The organism is Achromobacter deleyi, from assembly GCF_016127315.1.
In the GTDB taxonomy this organism is placed as follows: Bacteria; Pseudomonadota; Gammaproteobacteria; order Burkholderiales; family Burkholderiaceae_B; genus Achromobacter; species Achromobacter insuavis_A.
Genome location: NZ_CP065997.1, coordinates 3,121,249 through 3,139,823, shown reverse-complemented (window position 1 = coordinate 3,139,823; position 18,575 = coordinate 3,121,249). Strand labels below are relative to the sequence as shown.

Sequence of the window (18,575 nt, the reverse complement as noted above, 5' to 3'; positions counted from 1 at the left end):
GCGCGGCGCGCACGAAAAAAAGGCGGGCCCGCGAGGGCCCGCCTTTTTGCTGCCCGCCTCCCGTGCAAGGGAGGCGGCCGGCAACTTACTGCACCACCTGGGCCAGCTTGCCGGCGGCGTACTGGGCGGCGATTTCGGTCAGGGGCAGCGCCTTGATCTTGCTGGCGTTGCCGGCGGTGCCGAATTCCGTGTAGCGAGCCACACAGATCGCCTTGGCGGCGGCGCGGGCCGGCTTCAGGTATTCGCGCGGGTCGAACTTCTCGGGGTTCTCGGCGAAGAAGCGGCGGATGGCGCCGGTCATGGCCAGACGGATATCGGTGTCGATATTGATCTTGCGCACGCCGTACTTGATGGCTTCCTGGATTTCCTCGACCGGCACGCCGTAGGTTTCCTTCATGTTGCCGCCGAATTCACGGATCTCGGCCAGCAGTTCCTGCGGCACGCTGGAGCTGCCGTGCATCACCAGGTGGGTGTTGGGCAGGCGGGCGTGGATTTCCTTGATGCGGGCGATCGACAGGATGTCGCCGGTGGGCTTGCGGGTGAACTTGTAGGCGCCGTGGCTGGTGCCGATGGCGATGGCCAGGGCGTCCAGCTGGGTGCGGCGCACGAAGTCGGCGGCCTGCTCCGGATCGGTCAGCAGCTGGTCCATGGTCAGCTTGCCGTCGGCGCCGTGGCCGTCTTCCTTGTCGCCTTCCATGGTTTCGAGCGAGCCCAGGCAGCCCAGTTCGCCTTCGACCGTCACGCCCAGCTTGTGGGCCACGTCCACCACCTTCCTGGTGACGTCGACGTTGTAGTCGTAGTCGGCGATGGTCTTGCCGTCTTCCTTCAGCGAGCCGTCCATCATGACGCTGGAGAAGCCCAGGTCGATGGCGCCCTGGCAGACCTTGGGCGACTGGCCGTGGTCCTGGTGCATGACCACGGGAATATGGGGGTAGGACTCCACGGCGGCCTGGATCAGGTGCTTCAGGAAGCCTTCGCCGGCGTACTTGCGGGCGCCGGCCGAGGCTTGCATGATCACCGGGCTGTCGGTCTCCGCCGCGGCTTCCATGATGGCCTGGACCTGTTCCAGGTTATTGACGTTGAATGCCGGAATGCCGTAGCCGTGCTCGGCGGCGTGGTCGAGCAACTGGCGCATGGAGACTAGGGCCATGTGTGGTCCTCCTTAGGTACTGTCGATTGAAAGATGGTTGAAACCGAGCGGGATGGTGGGATTTTACGGGGGATTCGAAGAAAGGTCTTGAAACGGCCGGTATCCTATCCCTTCAGCCGATGCCACCGGCGCCGAACGCGCCAGCCCTCGCCCGTAGAGGGGGCTCCCGCCCTCCCCCCGAAACGGGGGGCGGACGGAGCGACCTCCCCCATCTTGCCAACCGCCCCTAGGCCATCCGGGGGACGGCGATCCGTCCGGCCCACGGCTGGGCCGCCTCCAGTTCAGCCGACAACGCCAGCACGACATCCTCGCGGCCATAGCGGCCGACCACCTGCACCCCGACCGGCAGGCCAGCGTCGGTCCAGACCAGCGGCAGGCTGGCCGCCGGCTGCCCGGACGCGTTGAACGCCGCCGCGAACGTGCCGTAAGAGGCCACCTTGCGGCGAAAATCCAGGAATGTGCCCCCGGCGGTGGAAAGCTCGCCCAGTTTCAGCGGCAGCTGGGTCAGGGACGGTGACAGGATGGCGTCGTAGCCTTCCATATAGCTGTCCAGGATGCGGCCGATGGCATGAAAGCGGTTGACGCTGGCGATGTAGTGCGCCGCGGACAGCCCCTTGCCGTAGTCGTAGCCCTGGCGCAACACCGGCTCCAGATCATCGTCGCGCAACGGCTGGCCGGTGAGGCCCAAGCGAGTGTCCACCGACACCACGATATTGCCCGCCAGCACATTGGCATGCGCCAGCACGAAGGCCTCGTAATCAATATCGGGCGGCGCGCCATCGACCACCTCGTGCCCCAGCGCCCGGCACAGTTCGGCCGCCCGCTCGACCGCCGCGATGCATTCGGGCGCCACCGGCACGCCATGCCAGGCGCTGCGCCAGACGACGATGCGCCGCTTGCGCGACGGCTCGGCCAGCAGTTTCAGATAGGAGGCGGGCGCGGCCGGCGCCGCGTAGGGAGCGCCCGGCTCGGGCGCCGCGATGGCGTCCAGCGCTGCGGCGGTGTCCCGCACCGAACGAGACAGCACGCCATCGGTCGCCAGGCCGCCCCAGCCCTCGCCGCGAAATGGCCCCATGGGCACGCGTCCGCGCGACACTTTCAGGCCATAGACGCCGCAAGCCGCGGCCGGGATGCGGATCGATCCGCCGCCATCGCTGCCGTGGGCCAGCGGGACGATGCCCGCGGCGACCGCCGCCGCCGCTCCGCCGCTGGAGCCACCGGACGAACGGGTCAAGTCCCAGGGGTTGCGGGTAGGACCGCCGTTGCGCCGCGCCTCGGTGGTGGGCGCCATGCAGAATTCCGGCACCGTGGTGCGCGCGAAGGCAATCAGGCCGGCCGCCTCGAAACGGTCGGCCAGTGTGGCGTTGCGGGGATAGGCGGTGTCGTTCAGCAGGCGCGAACCCAGGCTGGACGGAAAGCGCGTGTGCGCCAGCCCGGAATCCTTCAGCAAAAAGGGAATGGCGCGGAACGTGCCGGCCTGGCGCCAGGCGCGCGCCACCGCCAGGGACTCTTCATAGCGCTCATAGCACAGCGCGTTGAGCGCCGGCGCGCGTTCGCGCGCCAGCCTGATCGCGCAGGCCATGAGGTCCTCCGCGCCGACCTCGCGCCGCGCCAGCAAATCGGCCAGCGCCAGCCCGTCCAGCGCCTGATACTCGGTGTCACGCATACTGCTTGCTCCTGGTTGAAGACTCCGACAGCGCCGCCAGGTCGGGCTTGTTCCAGGCCTTGCCCGGCACCGATTCAATCAGGCGACGCGTGTATTCATGTTGGGGGTGATAGAAAATCGTGGCGGCGCGGTCCAGTTCCACCAGCTGGCCCTGGCGCATCACCGCGATGCGGTCGCAAATCTGGGCCGCAACGCGCAGGTCATGCGTGATGAACAGCACCGACAGGTCGAACTGGCCGCTGACGGTCTTGAGCAATTCGAGCACCTGCGCCTGGATCGACACATCCAGCGCCGAGACCGCCTCGTCGGCCACCAACAGCCGCGGCTTGAGCGCCAGCGCCCGGGCGATGCCGACCCGCTGGCGCTGTCCGCCCGAGAACTGATGCGGATAGCGCTCGCCGGCGTCTCCGCCCAGCCCAACCAGTTCCAGCAGCTCGCGCGCCTCGCGCAACGCGGTCTTGCGGCTCTCGCCGAACGCGATCGGTCCTTGCGCCACGGCCTCAATGACGCGGTGACGCGGATTGAGCGACGCATACGGGTCCTGGAACACCATCTGGATCTGGCGCCGGTAGGGACGGAAATCGCGGGGCGCCATACCGACCAGTTCTCGGCCATCCATCCGCACGCTGCCGCTGTCGGGCGCGATCAGGCCGATCAACGTACGTCCCAGCGTCGATTTGCCGGAACCGGACTCTCCCACCAGCCCCAGCGTCTCGCCCTGGCGGATGTCCAGCGAGATGTCGCGCAGCGCGTCGACCCGCCGCCCGCCGGTGGCGAAGGTCTTGCACAGGTTGGCCACGGACATCAGCGGCAGCGCGGGCGCCGCCTCGTCCTTGCCTTCGGGTTTGTGCGGCACCGCCGCGATCAATTGGCGGGTGTAGGGATGCTGCGGCCGGTTCAGGATGTCGTCGGCCGCCCCCGATTCCACCACTTCGCCCTTGCGCATCACAACGATGCGGTGGGCGATGTCCGCCACCACGCCGAAGTCGTGGGTAATGAAGATGACACCGATGCCCATGCGGCGCTGGATGTCCTTGATGAGCGCCAGGATCTGCGCTTGCGTGGTGACGTCCAGCGCGGTGGTCGGTTCGTCGGCGATAAGCACGTCCGGCTCGAGCGCCAGCGCCATCGCGATCACGACACGCTGGCGCTGGCCGCCGGACAACTGGAACGGAAAGGCGTCATACATGGCTTGCGGATCGGGCAGCAGCACCTGGCCGAACAATTCGAGCACCCGCTGTCGGCGGGCGGCAGCGTTCAGGTTGGTATGCCGCTCCAGCACCTCATCGACCTGGCGGCCCACCCGCATGATGGGATTGAGCGCCGTCATGGGCTCCTGGAACACCATGCCGAAGCAACGGCCACGCAGCCCATACCAGTCCGTGGCCGACAGGCCGACCAGATCGCGCCCGCCGTACAGGATCTGGCCCTGCGTGACGCTCAACTGGTCCGCCGGCAACAGGCCCATGATGGCGTGCGCCGTAACCGACTTGCCCGATCCCGATTCACCCACCACGCACAGGATCTCATTGCGGTTCACGGTGTAGGACACGCCCTGCACCACCGTCGGTCCGCCGTGGGCGGCCGTCACGCTGAGATCACGGATTTCAAGCAGCGCGCTCATCACGTCGTCCTCCTGCGGGCCAGTTTGGGATTGAGCGCGTCGTTCAGCGCTTCGCCGATCAGGTTGAGCGACAGCACGGTCAACAGGATCGCCACGCCCGGGAACACGCTCATCCACCAGGCGTCGCGCAGCACGCTGCGCGAGGCGCCGATGATGTAGCCCCAAGTCATCGCATTGGGGTCGCCCAGGCCCAGAAAGCTCAGGGCCGATTCCAGCAGGATCGAGCTGGCAATCATCAACGACCCCGACACGATCACGGGCGAAAGGCTGTTGGGCAGGATCTGCGTCAGGATGATGCGCAGGTTGGACTGACCCGACAGCATCGCCGCCTGCACGAATTCGCGGTTCTTCAGGCTCATGAACTCCGCCCGCACCAGGCGCGCCAGCGGCGGCCACGAGACCACCGCGATGGCGAAGATCACCGTGGCCATGTTGGGTGTCAGGATGGCCACCAGCACCACTGCCAGGAAGAAACTGGGAATGGTCTGGAACAGTTCGATGAAACCGACGATGGCCTGGTCCACCCGACCGCCATAGAAACCGGCCAGCGCGCCGACCGTGATACCCACCAGGATGGAGACCGCCGTGGACACCGCGGCCAGCACCAGCGTGATGCGCGAGCCATAGGCGATGCCGGTGGCGATGTCGCGGCCCAGCGTGTCGGTGCCCAGCAAGGCGCCGTCGGACAACGGCGGCATGAAAGGCCCGTTGATGATGTCCCACGGACTGTCCGGGAAGATCCAGCTGGCGGAGATCGCCACCAGCGTGACCATCGCCAGCACAATCAGACCCATGACACCGCCCTTGTTGCGGCAGAACGATTGCATGAAGGCTTTCATTTGAGTTCGATCCTGGGGTCCGCCACCGTGTACAGGATGTCGGTGACGAGGTTGACCACGACCACGATCAGGGAGGCCATGAAGAACACGCCGAGCAGCACGCTGTAGTCACGCTGGATCAAGGCGTCGAACGCCAGCCGGCCGATGCCGGGCCAGGCGAACACGGTCTCCACCAGCAGCGACCCGCCAATCAGTCCCCCGGCCTGGATGCCGGCATAAGTGATGACGGGCAGTAGCGCATTGCGCAGCACGTGGCGCACGATCACCGTGCGCTCGGACAAGCCCTTGGCGCGAGCCGTCTTGACGAAATCCAGCTGGCTGATTTCCAGGATGGAGGCGCGCGTCAGCCGGGCGTAGACGGCCATGTAGAACATGCCCAGGGTCAACGCCGGCAACAACAAGTGCCTGGCCACGTCGGCCACGCGGGCCAGGCCGGTCAGGTTGGCGCCGACGCTTTCATAGCCGAACGCGGGCAGCCATTCCAGGTTCACCGAAAACAGCAGCACCAGCATCAACCCGACCCAGAACAGCGGCGTCGCGTAGGCCAGCATCGACAGGGTCGTGATGACGGTATCGCCCCACTTCCCCACCCGCAGCGCGGCCTGGGTGCCCAGGCTGACGCCCGCCAGCAGCGCGAAGGCGAAAGCCGACAGGGTCAACAGCAAGGTCGCGGGCAGGTGCTGCAGGATCAGGCTCGCCACCGGCGCCTGCTGGCGATAGGAATACCCCAAGTCGAACGTGGCGACATTCTTCAGATAGTGGCCCAGCTGCACCGGGATCGGCTTGTCCAGGCCGAATTCCTGGCGCAGCTTGGCGATGAACTCGGCGTCCACCGCGCCCGACTGGCCCGCCAGGATCACGGCCGGATCGCCTGGCGCGGCCCGCACCAGGAAGAAGTTGAAGAGCGCGATCATCAGCAGAACCAGGACGCTCTTGACCACCCGGTTCGCCAGGAACTTGGCGATCTTCTTCATTCTTTGGACAGCCAGGCGTCGCTCTGCGTGTCCACCACGCCGAGCGCGGTGGTCACGGCGTCATGCACGCGCTTGTTCAGCAGGGTCGAGTAGTTGGTGTCGGCCAGCCACAGCACCGGCACGTCGTCCACCAGGATGCGCTGCACCTCGCTATAGAGTTTCTGGCGTTCTTCGTCGGTGGCGGCGGTGGCGGCGGCGTTGAACAGCGCATCGACCTTCGGATTGTTGTACTGCGACGTGTTGGTGAACATCAGCCCCTTCTTGATGTTGCTGCCCAGGTAGGTGCGGGACACGCCGATGGCCGGATCACCGTACTGGAACACGCCGTTCGCGCCCATATCGAAATCCCAGTTGCCCACGCGGCTGGTCCAGCCGCCGACGTCGGTGTTCTCCAGCGTCACGGCCACGCCGATCTTGGCCAGGTTCTGCTTGATGTACTCGGCCACGCGGCGCTGCATCTCGCCGTAAGGCAGTGGAATCAGGCCGATCGTGGCGCGCACGCCCTTGGCGTCCGGCTTCAGGCCCATCTCGTCGAGCAGGGCGATGGCCTGCTTCGGATCGTAGGGATAGGACTTGACGTTGGCGTCATAGAACCGCGTGTTGTGGTGGATGGGGCCGGTGGCGACCGTGCCCGTGCCGAACATGATCTTGTCAGCGATGAACTGGCGATTGATGCCGTACATCAGCGCCTGGCGGAAGCGCTTGTCCGAAAAGGGCGCACGGCCGCCATTCAACTCGATCCATTGCATGGTCGACCAATATTCATAACCCTTGTGGGTCTGGGTGATGTTGGGCAGCTTGACCACCCGCGCCAGGTCCACCGGCTCGATGTCCTGCAGCCAGGCCTGCATCACGGTGCCCTGCTCCAGCGCCACGCGGCGCGAGGCGGAATCGGGAATCACGCGATAGGTGATGCCGTCCAGATAGGGACGCCCCGCCTTCCAGTAGTGTTCGTTCTTGACCAGCTCGATATACGACCCGCGTTCCCAACGCTTGAACTTGAACGGTCCGGTGCCGATCGGCGCATTGTTGTTCGGGTTCTGCCCGATCGGCGTATCGACGTCGTACAGGTGCTTGGGCAGGATCGCCCCGCCGCCGATGTCGAACGCGTACAGGAAGGCCGAGTACGGCTGCTTCAGCTTGAACACCACGGTGTCGGCGTCCGGGGCCGAGATCTCCTGCACATTGGCCATCAAGGTGCGCGTGCGCGGCGTGTTGGCCAGCACTTTGGTGTAGGTGAACACCACGTCATCGGACGAGAACGGCTTGCCGTCGTGCCATTGCACCTGCGGCTGCAGATGGAAGGTGTAGGTCAGGCGATCCGGCGACACCTCCCACGACCGCGCCAGGCCGGGCTGGGGCTTGAGGTCGAAGGAATACGTCAACAGGCTCTCGAAGATCTTGCCGGCCACCAACTGCGTGCTGGCAACCTGCTGCACCGCCACGTTCAGGGTCGGCGGCTCGGGGCTCAGGATGGCCGTCAACACCCCGCCATATTGCGGGGTTTCGGCGGCATGCGACGGAGAGGCGGCAAAGGGCAGCAGGCTGGCCGCGGCCAGGGCGCAGCGCGCCAGGACGCGTCGGGCGAAGAAAAAAGTCATGGCAGGAATCCGTAGAAAGAAGCGGGAACGCAGATGGGTTCAGGCTTGCCGCGGCTCGACGCCGCACCAGTCGTTGATGAAGAGCGCCAGCGAGGTGGCGACGCGCACCATGCTGTCCACCGACACGCATTCGTTGAAACCGTGCACGTTTTTCACCTGGGGGCCGTAGCAGGTGACCGGCACGTCCATCATCAGGCGGAAATGGCGGCCATCGGTGGTCGCGGTCAGCGCCGTGGGCTGGGGCAGTTCACCAGTCACGCGGCGGTGGGCGTCGGCCAGCAATTGCATCGCGGGCACCTCCAGGTCGTACTCGCAACCTGGCGCGTGGAAACCTTCGTAGCGGATGTCGATGCGCACGTCGCTGTCGGCCAGTCCGGCCTCGACCTCGCGGATGCACGCCAGCACCCGCTGCTTGGCGGTCTCGATCGACATATCGGGGTAGCAGGCGATGCGCATGCCCAGCGTGCACACGCTGGGCACCGACGAATTCCAGTCGCCGGCGTGGATCTGGCCGAGATTGAAGTTGATGGGGTGCGCATGTTCGCGATAGGCCGGATGCCGATTCTCCGGCAGGTTCCATTCGTGTTCGAGCCGTTTCATCGCGTCGACAATCCGCAAGCCAGTCTCGACCGGATTGACACCCGTGGTCATGTAGGCGGCATGTGCGGGCCGGCCCACGATGTCCACGTACATCCAGAACACGCCGAGCTGGGCGCTCATCATGCGCTCATGCGTGGGCTCGGGAATGACGACCGCGTCGAAGGCGCTGAGCTTGGCTGCGGCGATCGCGCTCTGCAGCGCGGAAACCGTGGCCAGGGTGCCGTTGCCGGTGTTCTCCTCTTCAAGCACGCCGTTGAAGCCTACGGCGCCGGCGGGTTGCACGCCCAGGTCCTGCAGGGCCTTGAATGCCGCCAGCGCGCAGATGATGCCGGCCTTCATGTCGCCCGCGCCTCGGCCGTACAGCCAGCCGTCACGTAATTCGCCGTCGAACGGCGCCGGGTCCCACAGTTCATGCGGACCGGTCGGCACGACGTCCAGGTGGCCATTGAAAAGCACGGCGCGTCCGCCCGCGGCGCGCGGCTCATGGCGCGCCAGCACGTTGTAGCGGCCGCCGTCGGGGCAGCAGGCCGGCGAGTACAGCGGCAGGTTCTTCAATTCCTCGGTCCGCAACGCGATGCGCTCGGACGCCAGCCCCAGCTGCGCCAGCGCGTCTTCCAGGAAGCGGGCGGCCGACATTTCCTCGCCGGGCAGGCTGCGGCACTGCACGAATCCCGTCAGCGTGTCGGTCATGTACTGGCGAAGCCTGCCCACGGCTCCGGCGATCTGGTCCTGACTCAGGCTGGCTGCTGCGACGGCGGTCATTGCACTCCCCTTGTTGGCTATGAAATATCAAACATCATAAGTATCAATATTTGATACTTAGATATCTATATTTGACATGATAGAGTTCGTACAAGCGGCGGGCAATACGAAAACATGGGTGATTTCCCTAGCCTGGTCGCGGGCGGTTGCCGCTACAGTGCGTATCCGGCGCCCCAACGACAACGCGCCGTTGCAACGCCATCAAAACAAAGAGAATGGAGTAGATCGACATGGCCACAACCGAGACCCGGTTCAACCAATCCCTGGCGAAAGGCTTTGGCATCCTCGAGGCTTTTTCCAGCCACCCCGGTCCGCTCAGCCTGAACGAGCTGACGGAATTGTCGGGACTGGACCGCAGCTCGACCCAGCGCATGTTGCATACGCTGGTGGCGCTGGGCTACCTCGAACGCGGTAGCAACCAGCGCGGCTACGTGCTGGGCAAAAAGATCCTGGACCGGACTTTCGACTTCCTGCGCGGCCATCCGCTGCTGGAGCGCGCCACGCCCATCCTGGAACAACTGCAGCAGGAGTGCGGCGAGCGGGTCGACCTGAGCCTGTTCGATGACCTGACCATCGTTTACGCGCTGCGCCGCCAGACCAAGCGCCAGACCTTCTACGCCACCTTGGTGGGCCGGCGCATGCCCACCTTCTCGTCCTCCGGCGGCCGGGCAGTCATGTCGCACCTGACCGACGCCGAGGTCGATGACATACTGGCGCGCAGCGACCTGCGGCCGCTGACCCCCAAGACCATTACCGATCCCGAGCGGATCCGCGAGCGCGTGCGCGAGGCGCGGGTACAGGGGTACGCCCTCTGCATGGAAGAAAGCATGGTGGGCGAGATCGTGCTGGCCAGCGCCGTAGTCGACCACAGCGGCCGCCCGCTGGCCGCCATCCACATTTCCGGCCTGTTGGCGGAATGGACGCTGGAGTCCTTTTCCCAGCGCTTCAGTTCGCTGGCGGTATCGGCCGCGCGCGCCCTCAGTGGGCGCCCCAACCGCTCCTGAGGCGACTGGAGGGGCGCGCTACGGCCGTCCCGCGTGCGGCACATCCACCTCGGTCACCAGGATCCGCCCTTCCGGCTTGGCGCGGCGGTTGGCCTCGATGAAATCGGGCGCCGCCGCCATGAACAGCGTTCTACCGTCCGGTCCGCCCAGGGCGGCGGCGAAGATGCCCAGCTCGCCGGTATCGATCTGTTCCAGGATCCGGCCGCCGCGAGCCATCCGCACGATGCGCTTGCCGATGGCGTCGGCCACCCACAGCGCGCCCTCGGCGTCCAGCGCGCCGCCGTCCGGGCCGATGGCCGACGCCGCGATCAGCACCGCCAGGTCATCGGAGTCCGGCAGGGCGCCGAAGTGGGCCCAGTCGCGCCGCGGTCCCAGGGCGCCGTCGGGCAGGATGTCGAATTCCGAGATGCGGTTGCCGAAGGTCTCGTTGACGATCAGGGTCTTGCCGTCGGGGCTGATGAACGAGCCGTTGGGAAACCACAGCCCGTCCGCCACCACCTGCGCCACCCCGTCCGGGTCCACCCGCACCAGGGTGGTGGTGGCGAAGGGTTGGCCCGCCATCAGGTCGAAACCGAAGTTTCCGACATAGGCGCGGCCCTGGGCGTCGACCACCAGGTCGTTGATCGGGCCGCCGGTCAGCGCCCACAGGTCCGCGTGCGGCACCAGCCGGCCATCCGCCTCACGGCGCAGCAGCTTGCGGTCTTTCATGGAAGAGATCAGCAGCCGCCCGTCGGGCAGCCAGCCCAGGCCCGAGGGCTGCTCCAGCACCCGGCAGATCACCTCGGCCCGCCCCTGCAGGTCGGCGGCGATCACCTTGCCCGTATAGAAATCGGACGCCCACAGGCGCCCCTCGTGCCAGCGCAGGCCCTCCAGGAACGTGTACCCCGACACCAGCACGGACAATTCGCGTTTCGGCATAGCTCTGTCTCCTCATGGGTGGCGGGCCGTCGCGGCCCTATTTTTTTGTGCCCGGCACGGCGGGGCCGGATCGGGCCAGCCCATTTTGTCATGACGCGGCGCCGCCGGCAGTCAGGTATGACCCGTCCCCAACCTGACAACTAACTGTCAGGTTCGCGGCGTTAACATCGCGCCCCAAGGGTTAACCCGCGCCGCTCCGGGTCCCCTCCGGCATATCCGTCATTGGACCGCTTCGCCCCGCCCCATGCCGGCGGGTAAGGCCTATCCGGCCGACCGATCGGGTCCCTGTTTTCCGTTTTTGAAGATGAATACTAAGAAGCTGACGCGTTACATCGGCATCGCCATGGTGCTGGGCGTCGTGGTGGGTTATTTCTGCAACAAGTATGCGCAGAACGCGCAAGAGGCCAAGGAAATCGCCTCGTACTTCAGCCTGATCACCGACATCTTCCTGCGCATGATCAAGATGATCATCGCGCCCCTGGTATTCGCCACCCTGGTGTCCGGCCTGGCCAGCATGAGCGACGCCAGCGCCGTCGGCCGCATCGGCCTGCGCGCCATGTTCTGGTTCATCGCCGCCTCGGCCATCTCGCTGCTGCTGGGCCTGGCGCTAGTCAACATCTTCCAGCCCGGCGCGCACCTGAACCTGGCGCTGCCCGACGCGGCCGCCACCGCCGGCCTGAAGACCGGCGACTTCACCCTCAAGGCCTTCATCGCGCACGTGTTCCCCAAGAGCATCGCCGAAGCCATGGCCAACAACGAGATCCTGCAGATCCTGGTGTTCTCGCTGTTCTTCGGCGCGGCGTTGTCATTCGTCCGCGGCAAGGGCCACAACACCATCTACAACATGATCGACGAGCTGGCCAAGATCATGTTCCGCGTCACCGACTACGTGATGCGCTTCGCGCCGCTGGGCGTGTTCGCCGCCATGGCCGCCGCCATCACCACCGAGGGCCTGGGCGTGCTGGTCAGCTACGGCAAGCTGATCGGCGAGTTCTACCTGGGCCTGGCGCTGCTGTGGGCCATCCTGTTCGGCGTGGGCTACCTGTTCCTGGGCCGTTCGACCTTCCGCCTGGGCGGCCTGATCAAGGAACCGACCCTGCTGGCCTTCTCGACCGCCAGCAGCGAATCGGCCTACCCCAAGACCATCGAGGCGCTGGAGCGTTTCGGCGTGTCCAAGCGCATCTCGGGCTTCGTGCTGCCGCTGGGCTACTCGTTCAACCTGGACGGCTCGATGATGTACCAGTCGTTCGCGGTGCTGTTCATCGCGCAGGCCTACAACATCGAGATGAGCTTCTCGCAGCAGCTGACGCTGCTGCTGGTGCTGATGGTGACCAGCAAGGGCATGGCCGGCGTGGCGCGCGCTTCGCTGGTGGTGGTGGCCGCGACGCTGCCGATGTTCCACCTGCCCGAGGCCGGCCTGCTGCTCATCATGGGCATCGACCAGTTCTTCGACATGGGCCGCACCGCCACCAACGTGGTCGGCAACAGCCTGGCCACCGCCGTCATCGCCAAGATGGAAGGCAACGAAGAGGACCTGGCGCCCAAGGCCGACAACGCCCAGCCGGCGACCCGCGACGCCTGAGCGCGGCGCGTCGCGCTGACGCGTTTCTGAATCCTCCGGCGAAGGCCCCGCGCATGATGCGGGGCCTTTTTTCATGGGGCGGCCGGCCTTGACCGGCGCGGTCGCCCGGCGCAACATAGAAGCCCCTCGGCACCCCTTAAGGGCACCGCGCCAAGGCGGCGGCGCTCATTGCACATGCCATGAAATCGTTACGCCCGCGCCACGCGCTCGCGGCGGCCGCCCTGATGGCCGCCCTGCCCTCCGCCCACGCCTGGACCCGCATTTCCTGCGACCTGTCCGGCACCGTCGCCAACCCGCCCGTGCAGATGCGCCAGTACCGTACCGACGGCACCGAGGTCTCGCATCTGTTGTTCCGGCTGAATGTGAAGGCGGCCGATATCCCCGAAGGCGCGCGCGCCGATACCGACTGCACCGAATTCGTCGACCGCCAGATCGACGTGGCGCTGGACGGCGCCAACATGGCCGCCGTGCGCAAGGGCAAGCCGCTGAAATTGCGATATCGCTACGACGACTCGCTGGGCGAGGCCCGCGCGACCCGCTTCGAGCTGGCCCGCTGAACGCGCGGCCGCCCGCCGGGGCGGCGCGCGTCGGGGCAGATCAGTCGTTGACCGAGCACGACACCGGGGTGCCATCCTCGAATTCGACGTCATAGGTGTGGACCGGGTCCCAGGGCAGCGTGAACCACAGTTCGTAGCCGTCGCCATCCTCATCGAACAGCCACAGCGCCCGCAGCACGGCCTTATCGGCCATGGCTTCGGCGGTTTCCTCGCGCAGCAGCTGGTCGTCCTCGATGCCGAGCTTCTTGCAGTGCTCGTACGAGTAGTTGTCCAGCAGGAAGTCGGCCGCGGCCAGGATCTGCTCGTCGAGGTTGTCGATGATGGCCTTGACCACCTTGGAGGCGGCGCCGTCCGGCTCTTCGCCGTCGGTCTGGATCATGACGTGGATCGGCGGGCGGCCTTCGCCCACGGGCACGTTTTCCGCCGCCCAAAGATCGGGTTCTTCGGGGTCTTGGGTGAAATTGAATCGTGCCATCGAGCGCTCCGGAAAATAAGGGAGACGCGCCGCGCAAGCCGCGGCCACGTCGTCATCGCCCATTTAACCAGATGCGCGTGTCCGCCGCTTGTCCGGCGACAAGGTTTGTCGCGGTCCGCGCCGGATCAGGCCGCCACCAAGCCGCGCGCCTCGGCGGCCGGCGCCGGCGCGCGGGCGGACGGATAGTGGGTCGAGAACACCAGCCGGCCGGCGCACCAGGTGTAGCTGATGAGCGGCAGCGCGCCCACCTGCGCCACCGCCACCAGGTCGGCGCGCAGGCCCACCGCGATGCGGCCGCGGTCCGACAGGCCGCAGGCGTCGGCCGGATTGGCGGTGACCAGCGCCAGCGCCTGCGGCAGCGTCAGGTCGCTCTGCGCCGCCACCGCGAAGGCCGCGGCGATCAGGGTCGAAGGCTGGTAGTCCGAGCACAGGCAGCTCGCCACCCCGGCGCGGATCGCGTCGATGGCGCGCATCGAGCCGCTCTGGCTCTTGCCGCGCAGCACGTTGGGCGCGCCCAGGATGGTGGGCAGGCCGCAGGAGACGGCGGCGCGGGCAGTGTCCAGCGTGATCGGGAATTCGCTCATCGCCACGCCCAGGTTGCGCATGGTGGCGATGCGGTGGATCGAATCGTCGTCATGACTGGCGGTGGGGATGCCGCGTTCCCGCGCATGCGCCAACAGCGTCTCGACCCGTTGCACCGCGCCGTCCTTGGCGCGAGTCTTGGCGTGCGCGGCCTCTTCGGCCTGCTCGCGGCTCATGGCATGGTTGCCGATCATGTACTGCAGGTACGACTCCAGCGTCTTGAACTGGCCCTGGCCCGGCGAGTGGTCCATCACCGACAGCAGGTCCACCGCGCCCTCGTCCATCAGCTGCCGCAGCACCGGCACCGAGGTGGCGTCGGTGACTTCGTAGCGGCAGTGCACGCGGTTGTCGACCAGGCTGTGCGGGCGGAAGGCGCGCACCCCGCGCACCACCTGGGCGGCGGTCTCGTTGTTGCGCACGCCCCATTCGCTGTTGGCGAACGACAGCGCGTGGTACGGCGTGGTGATGCCGGCGGCGGCGTTGCGGCGATCCACCTGCGCCACCGCGAAGTCCAGCGGAAACAGCACACGCGAGCGCGGCTCGGCTTCCTTCTCGATGGCGTCGCAATGCAGGTCGACCAGGCCCGGCACCAGCGTCAGGCCGCGCAGGTCGATCTCTTGATCCGCCGCCGCGCCGTCGGGCGCGATGGCGGCGATGACGCCGTCCTCGATCAGGACGGCACTGTCTTCCAGCACACGGTCGGGCAACACGACGCGGGCGTGGGTCAGGTAAGTGCTGGTCATGTTCACTCCAATTCGACGGCGGCCTGCGCGGGGCGCAGGGCCAGGACCCGCGACGCCACCGCGTCGCGCACTTCTTCATCGTGGAAAATGCCCAGCAGGCAGCGGCCGGCGGCGCGCGCTTCGCGGATCAGTTCCACCACCACGGCGCGGTTGTCCGGATCCAGCGATGCGGTCGGTTCGTCCAGCAGCAGGATGGGATGGCGCGCGATGAAGCCGCGGGCGATGTTGACGCGCTGCTGCTCGCCGCCCGAGAAGGTGGCCGGCGCCAGCCCCCACAGCCGCGGCGGCACGTTCAGGCGGCGCAGCATGGCGGCGGCGCGCTCGCGCGCTTCGTCCGCCTCGACGCCGGCCATGCGCAGCGGCTCGGCCACCACGTCCAGCGCCGACACGCGCGGGATCACCCGCAGGAACTGGCTGACGTAGCCGATGACTTCGCGCCGCAACGCCAGGATGCGCTGCTCGGGCGCGCCGACCAGCTCGACCCAGTCGTCGCCGGCGCGCACGCGGATGCTGCCCTCGGTGGCCAGGTAGTTGCCATACAGGCAGCGCAACAGGGTGCTCTTGCCGGTGCCCGACGGGCCCGCCAGCACCAGGCAGTCGCCGGCGGCGGCGTCGAAGTCGACCGCCTCCAGCACCGGCAGCCGGATGCCGCCCTGGTTGTGCAGGGTGAACATCTTTCCGAGGCCCCGCACCTCGATCATGGGATTCGCGACAGTCATGGTCAGCTCTGCAAAATGGAAGACACCAGCAACTGGGTGTAGGGATGCTGCGGGTCGTCGAGGATCTGGTCGGTCAGGCCGCTTTCGACCACCTCGCCGCCGCGCATCACCAGGGTGCGGTGGGCCAGCAGGCGCGCCACCGCCAGGTCGTGGGTCACCACGATCGCGGCCAGGCCCAGGTCGGTTACCAGCTGGCGCAGCAGGTCCAGCAGGCGGGCCTGCACCGACACGTCCAGCGACGCGGTCGGCTCGTCCATGAACACCAGGCGCGGATGGGTCACCAGGTTGCGGGCGATCTGCAGGCGCTGCTGCATGCCGCCGGAGAACGAGGCCGGCGCGTCATCCAGGCGGCCGACGTCGATCTCCATCTTCTGCAGCCAGCTGCCCGCGGCCTGGCGCAACTCGCCGTAGTGGCGGTCGCCCACCGCCATCAGGCGCTCGGCGATGTTGGCGCCGGCGCTGACCTGCATGCGCAGGCCGTCGCGGGCGTTCTGGCGCACGAAGCCCCAGTCGGTGCGGGCCAGCAGCCGCAGGCGCGCGCCGGACAGCGCGGCCAGGTCGGTGAAGCCCTGGTCGCGGGTGTCGTACCAGACACTGCCGGCGTCGGGCTGGGTCTGGTACGACACGGCCGACAGCAGCGTGCTCTTGCCGGAACCGGATTCGCCCACCACGCACAGCACTTCGCCGGGGAACAGGTCGAAACTGACGTTGCGGCAACCGTGCACGCCGTCCCAGGTGCGCGTCATGTCGCGCACGGAAAGCAAAGGTTGGGCGTTCATGCGGTGGCCTCTTTCCCGGCCATCTCGGCCTGGCGGTTGTTGCAGTATTCGGTATCGGAGCAGACGAAGCGGCGGGTGCCGGCGTCGTCCAGGATGATCTCGTCCAGGAAGCTGTCGCGCGAGCCGCACAGGTCGCAGCATTCCGACCACTTCTCCACGGTGAAGGGATGGTCCTCGAAGTCCAGGCTCTTGACCCGGGTGTACGGCGGCACCGCATAGACCCGCTTCTCGCGGCCGGCGCCGAACAGCATCAGCGCCGGGCTGTTGTCGAGCTTGGGGTTGTCGAACTTCGGGATCGGCGACGGCCGCATCATGTAGCGGTCGTTGACGATCACGGGATAGTCGTAGGTGGTGGCGATGTGGCCGTGCTGCGCGATGTCCTCGTACAGCTTGACGTGCATGCCGCCGTACTCGGCCAGCGCGTGCATGGTGCGGGTCTCGGTCTCGCTCGGCTCGAGCCAGCGCAGCGGCTCGGGGATCGGCACCTGGAACACCATGATCTGGTCGGCCCGCAGCGGCGTTTCCGGAATGCGGTGGCGCGTCTGCACGATGCTGGCGTCGCGGGTCGATTCGGTGGTGGCCACGCCGGTCACGCGGCCGAAGAAGCGGCGGATGTTGATGGCGTTGGTGGTGTCGTCCGAGCCCTGGTCGATCACCTTGAGCACGTCGCCCGGGCCGATGATCGACGCCGTCACCTGGATGCCGCCCGTGCCCCAGCCATAGGGCAACGGCATCTCGCGGCTGCCGAAAGGCACCTGGTAGCCGGGAATCGCCACCGCCTTGAGCAGCGCGCGGCGCAGCATGCGCTTGGTCGACTCGTCGAGGTAGGCGAAGTTGTAGTGGTCGTCGCGTTCGACCGCGGCGCCGGGGGTGTGGGAAGTCGTCATGAGGAAATGGCCTCGTCCAGCTGGCGGGTGTTCTCGGGGGCCGGCGCGGCGCGCTCGGCGCGCATGCGGCGCAGCAGTTCCAGGTTGGCCTGGAAGTCCACGTAGTGCGGCAGCTTCAAGTGCTGCACGAAACCGGAGGCCTCGACGTTGTCGCTGTGGTACAGCACGAACTCGTGGTCGTTGGCCGGCGAATCGGCGCGTTCGCCCAGTTCCTGCGCCTTCATGGCGCGGTCCACCAGCGCCATCGACATGGCCTTGCGCTCGCCGTAGCCGAAGGTCAGGCCATAGCCGCGGGTGAACTTGGGGCCTTCCTCGGCGTTGCCGGAGAACTGGCTCACCATCTGGCATTCGGTGATCTCGATCTCGCCCACCGTGACGGCGAAACCCAGTTCCTCGATATGCATCTCGACTTCCAGGAAGCCGTAGCGGATCTCGGCGGCGAACGGGTGCGTGTTGCCGTAGCCGCGCTGCGTGGAATAGCCCATCGACAACAGGAAGCCCTCGTCGGCGCGCGCCAGGTTCTGCAGGCGGGCGGCGCGCGAGGCGGGGAAGTCCAGCGGCTGGCGCGTCAGGTCGAACGGCTCGGGATCGCCTTCGGGCACGGCCTCGGCGTCGATCAGGTCGTCGTGCGCCAGCAGGTCGGTGACGCGCGGCATGGCGCTGTCCAGCGGCTCGCCGCCGGCCGGCAGGGAGTCGGCCTCGCGCTCGGCCTCCAGCGAGAAATCGAGCAGGCGCTGGGTGTAGTCATAGGTCGGCCCGAGGATCTGGCCGCCCGGCACGTCCTTGAAGGTGGACGAGATGCGGCGCTGCAGGCGCATCTCGCCGGTGTCGATCGGCTGGGTGTAGCCATAGCGCGACAGCGTGGTGCGATAGGCGCGCAGCAGGAACACCGCCTCGATCACGTCGCCGGCGGCCTGTTTCAGCGCCAGCGCCGCCAGTTGCGGATCGTAGAGCGAGCCTTCCGCCATCACGCGCGACACCGCCAGCGGCATCTGTTCGCGGATCTGGTCCAGGCTCAGTTCGGGCAGGGCCCGGTCGCCGCGCCGGTAGTCGTCCAGCATGCGGTAGGAATTGAGGATGGCGCGTTCGCCCCCTTTGACGGCTACATACATG

The 18,575-nt window shown here is 67.0% G+C and carries 17 protein-coding genes; 3 read left to right on the top strand and 14 right to left on the bottom strand.

Annotation, left to right across the window (positions count from 1 at the left end):
- Positions 1 to 85: 85 nt before the first annotated feature.
- The 7 genes from fba to I6I07_RS14155 all read right to left on the bottom strand — a co-directional run bounded on the left by fba (position 86) and on the right by I6I07_RS14155 (position 9,216).
- Positions 86 to 1,150 carry a class II fructose-bisphosphate aldolase gene (gene fba / locus I6I07_RS14185; protein ID WP_198487120.1) on the bottom strand — a complete coding sequence of 355 codons (1,065 nt, stop codon included), beginning with the start codon at positions 1,148 to 1,150 and terminating at the stop codon, positions 86 to 88.
- Between the two features lie 226 nt (positions 1,151 to 1,376).
- Positions 1,377 to 2,816: an amidase gene (locus tag I6I07_RS14180; protein ID WP_198487119.1), complete on the bottom strand. Its 1,440-nt coding sequence runs from the start codon at positions 2,814 to 2,816 to the stop codon at positions 1,377 to 1,379.
- The gene (locus tag I6I07_RS14175; protein WP_198487118.1) at positions 2,809 to 4,440 is read right to left on the bottom strand and encodes an ABC transporter ATP-binding protein; all 1,632 of its coding nucleotides are present in this window, start codon (positions 4,438 to 4,440) and stop codon (positions 2,809 to 2,811) included. The genes I6I07_RS14180 and I6I07_RS14175 overlap by 8 nt, the downstream gene beginning before the upstream one ends.
- A complete protein-coding gene (locus I6I07_RS14170) occupies positions 4,440 to 5,279 on the bottom strand; it encodes an ABC transporter permease (RefSeq protein WP_054428492.1) in 840 nt (279 codons plus the stop codon). Before I6I07_RS14170 ends, I6I07_RS14175 begins: the two co-directional genes overlap by 1 nt.
- Entirely contained in the window at positions 5,276 to 6,253 is a 978-nt protein-coding gene (locus I6I07_RS14165) for an ABC transporter permease (protein ID WP_156333405.1), read from the bottom strand. Before I6I07_RS14165 ends, I6I07_RS14170 begins: the two co-directional genes overlap by 4 nt.
- A complete protein-coding gene (locus I6I07_RS14160; protein ID WP_054428493.1) occupies positions 6,250 to 7,854 on the bottom strand; it encodes an ABC transporter substrate-binding protein in 1,605 nt (534 codons plus the stop codon). The genes I6I07_RS14165 and I6I07_RS14160 overlap by 4 nt, the downstream gene beginning before the upstream one ends.
- Positions 7,855 to 7,893: 39 nt before the next feature.
- A complete protein-coding gene (locus tag I6I07_RS14155; protein ID WP_180187880.1) occupies positions 7,894 to 9,216 on the bottom strand; it encodes an ArgE/DapE family deacylase in 1,323 nt (440 codons plus the stop codon).
- 230 nt (positions 9,217 to 9,446) lie between these two features.
- Between I6I07_RS14155 and I6I07_RS14150 the strand changes: the two genes are divergently transcribed.
- On the top strand, positions 9,447 to 10,220 hold the full coding sequence (locus tag I6I07_RS14150; protein WP_054488502.1) for an IclR family transcriptional regulator: 774 nt from the start codon (positions 9,447 to 9,449) through the stop codon (positions 10,218 to 10,220).
- Between the two features lie 18 nt (positions 10,221 to 10,238).
- On the opposite strand, the gene I6I07_RS14145 is transcribed toward I6I07_RS14150, so the two are convergent.
- The gene (locus I6I07_RS14145) at positions 10,239 to 11,138 is read right to left on the bottom strand and encodes an SMP-30/gluconolactonase/LRE family protein (protein WP_198487117.1); all 900 of its coding nucleotides are present in this window, start codon (positions 11,136 to 11,138) and stop codon (positions 10,239 to 10,241) included.
- A gap of 304 nt (positions 11,139 to 11,442) precedes the next feature.
- On the opposite strand from I6I07_RS14145, the gene I6I07_RS14140 reads away from it, so the two are divergent.
- Positions 11,443 to 12,720, top strand: coding sequence for a dicarboxylate/amino acid:cation symporter (locus I6I07_RS14140; protein ID WP_198487116.1), 1,278 nt, complete (start codon positions 11,443 to 11,445; stop codon positions 12,718 to 12,720).
- 179 nt (positions 12,721 to 12,899) lie between these two features.
- On the top strand, positions 12,900 to 13,277 hold the full coding sequence (locus tag I6I07_RS14135; RefSeq protein WP_198487115.1) for a hypothetical protein: 378 nt from the start codon (positions 12,900 to 12,902) through the stop codon (positions 13,275 to 13,277).
- A gap of 40 nt (positions 13,278 to 13,317) precedes the next feature.
- Here the strand turns inward: I6I07_RS14135 and I6I07_RS14130 are convergent, their stop codons facing one another.
- The 6 genes from I6I07_RS14130 to I6I07_RS14105 form a co-directional block, all read right to left on the bottom strand.
- A complete protein-coding gene (locus tag I6I07_RS14130; RefSeq protein WP_198487114.1) occupies positions 13,318 to 13,752 on the bottom strand; it encodes a hypothetical protein in 435 nt (144 codons plus the stop codon).
- 125 nt (positions 13,753 to 13,877) lie between these two features.
- Positions 13,878 to 15,077 (bottom strand): alpha-D-ribose 1-methylphosphonate 5-triphosphate diphosphatase, encoded by a 1,200-nt coding sequence (locus tag I6I07_RS14125; protein ID WP_198487113.1) that lies wholly within the window; start codon positions 15,075 to 15,077, stop codon positions 13,878 to 13,880.
- A gap of 2 nt (positions 15,078 to 15,079) precedes the next feature.
- Positions 15,080 to 15,796, bottom strand: a complete 717-nt coding sequence (gene phnL, locus I6I07_RS14120) for a phosphonate C-P lyase system protein PhnL (RefSeq protein ID WP_198487112.1) — start codon at positions 15,794 to 15,796, stop codon at positions 15,080 to 15,082.
- 2 nt (positions 15,797 to 15,798) lie between these two features.
- Entirely contained in the window at positions 15,799 to 16,575 is a 777-nt protein-coding gene (gene phnK, locus I6I07_RS14115) for a phosphonate C-P lyase system protein PhnK (RefSeq protein ID WP_006390818.1), read from the bottom strand.
- Positions 16,572 to 17,462, bottom strand: coding sequence for an alpha-D-ribose 1-methylphosphonate 5-phosphate C-P-lyase PhnJ (locus I6I07_RS14110; protein WP_198487111.1), 891 nt, complete (start codon positions 17,460 to 17,462; stop codon positions 16,572 to 16,574). Before I6I07_RS14110 ends, phnK begins: the two co-directional genes overlap by 4 nt.
- A complete protein-coding gene (locus tag I6I07_RS14105) occupies positions 17,459 to 18,574 on the bottom strand; it encodes a carbon-phosphorus lyase complex subunit PhnI (protein WP_198487110.1) in 1,116 nt (371 codons plus the stop codon). The genes I6I07_RS14110 and I6I07_RS14105 overlap by 4 nt, the downstream gene beginning before the upstream one ends.
- Position 18,575 lies beyond the last annotated feature (1 nt).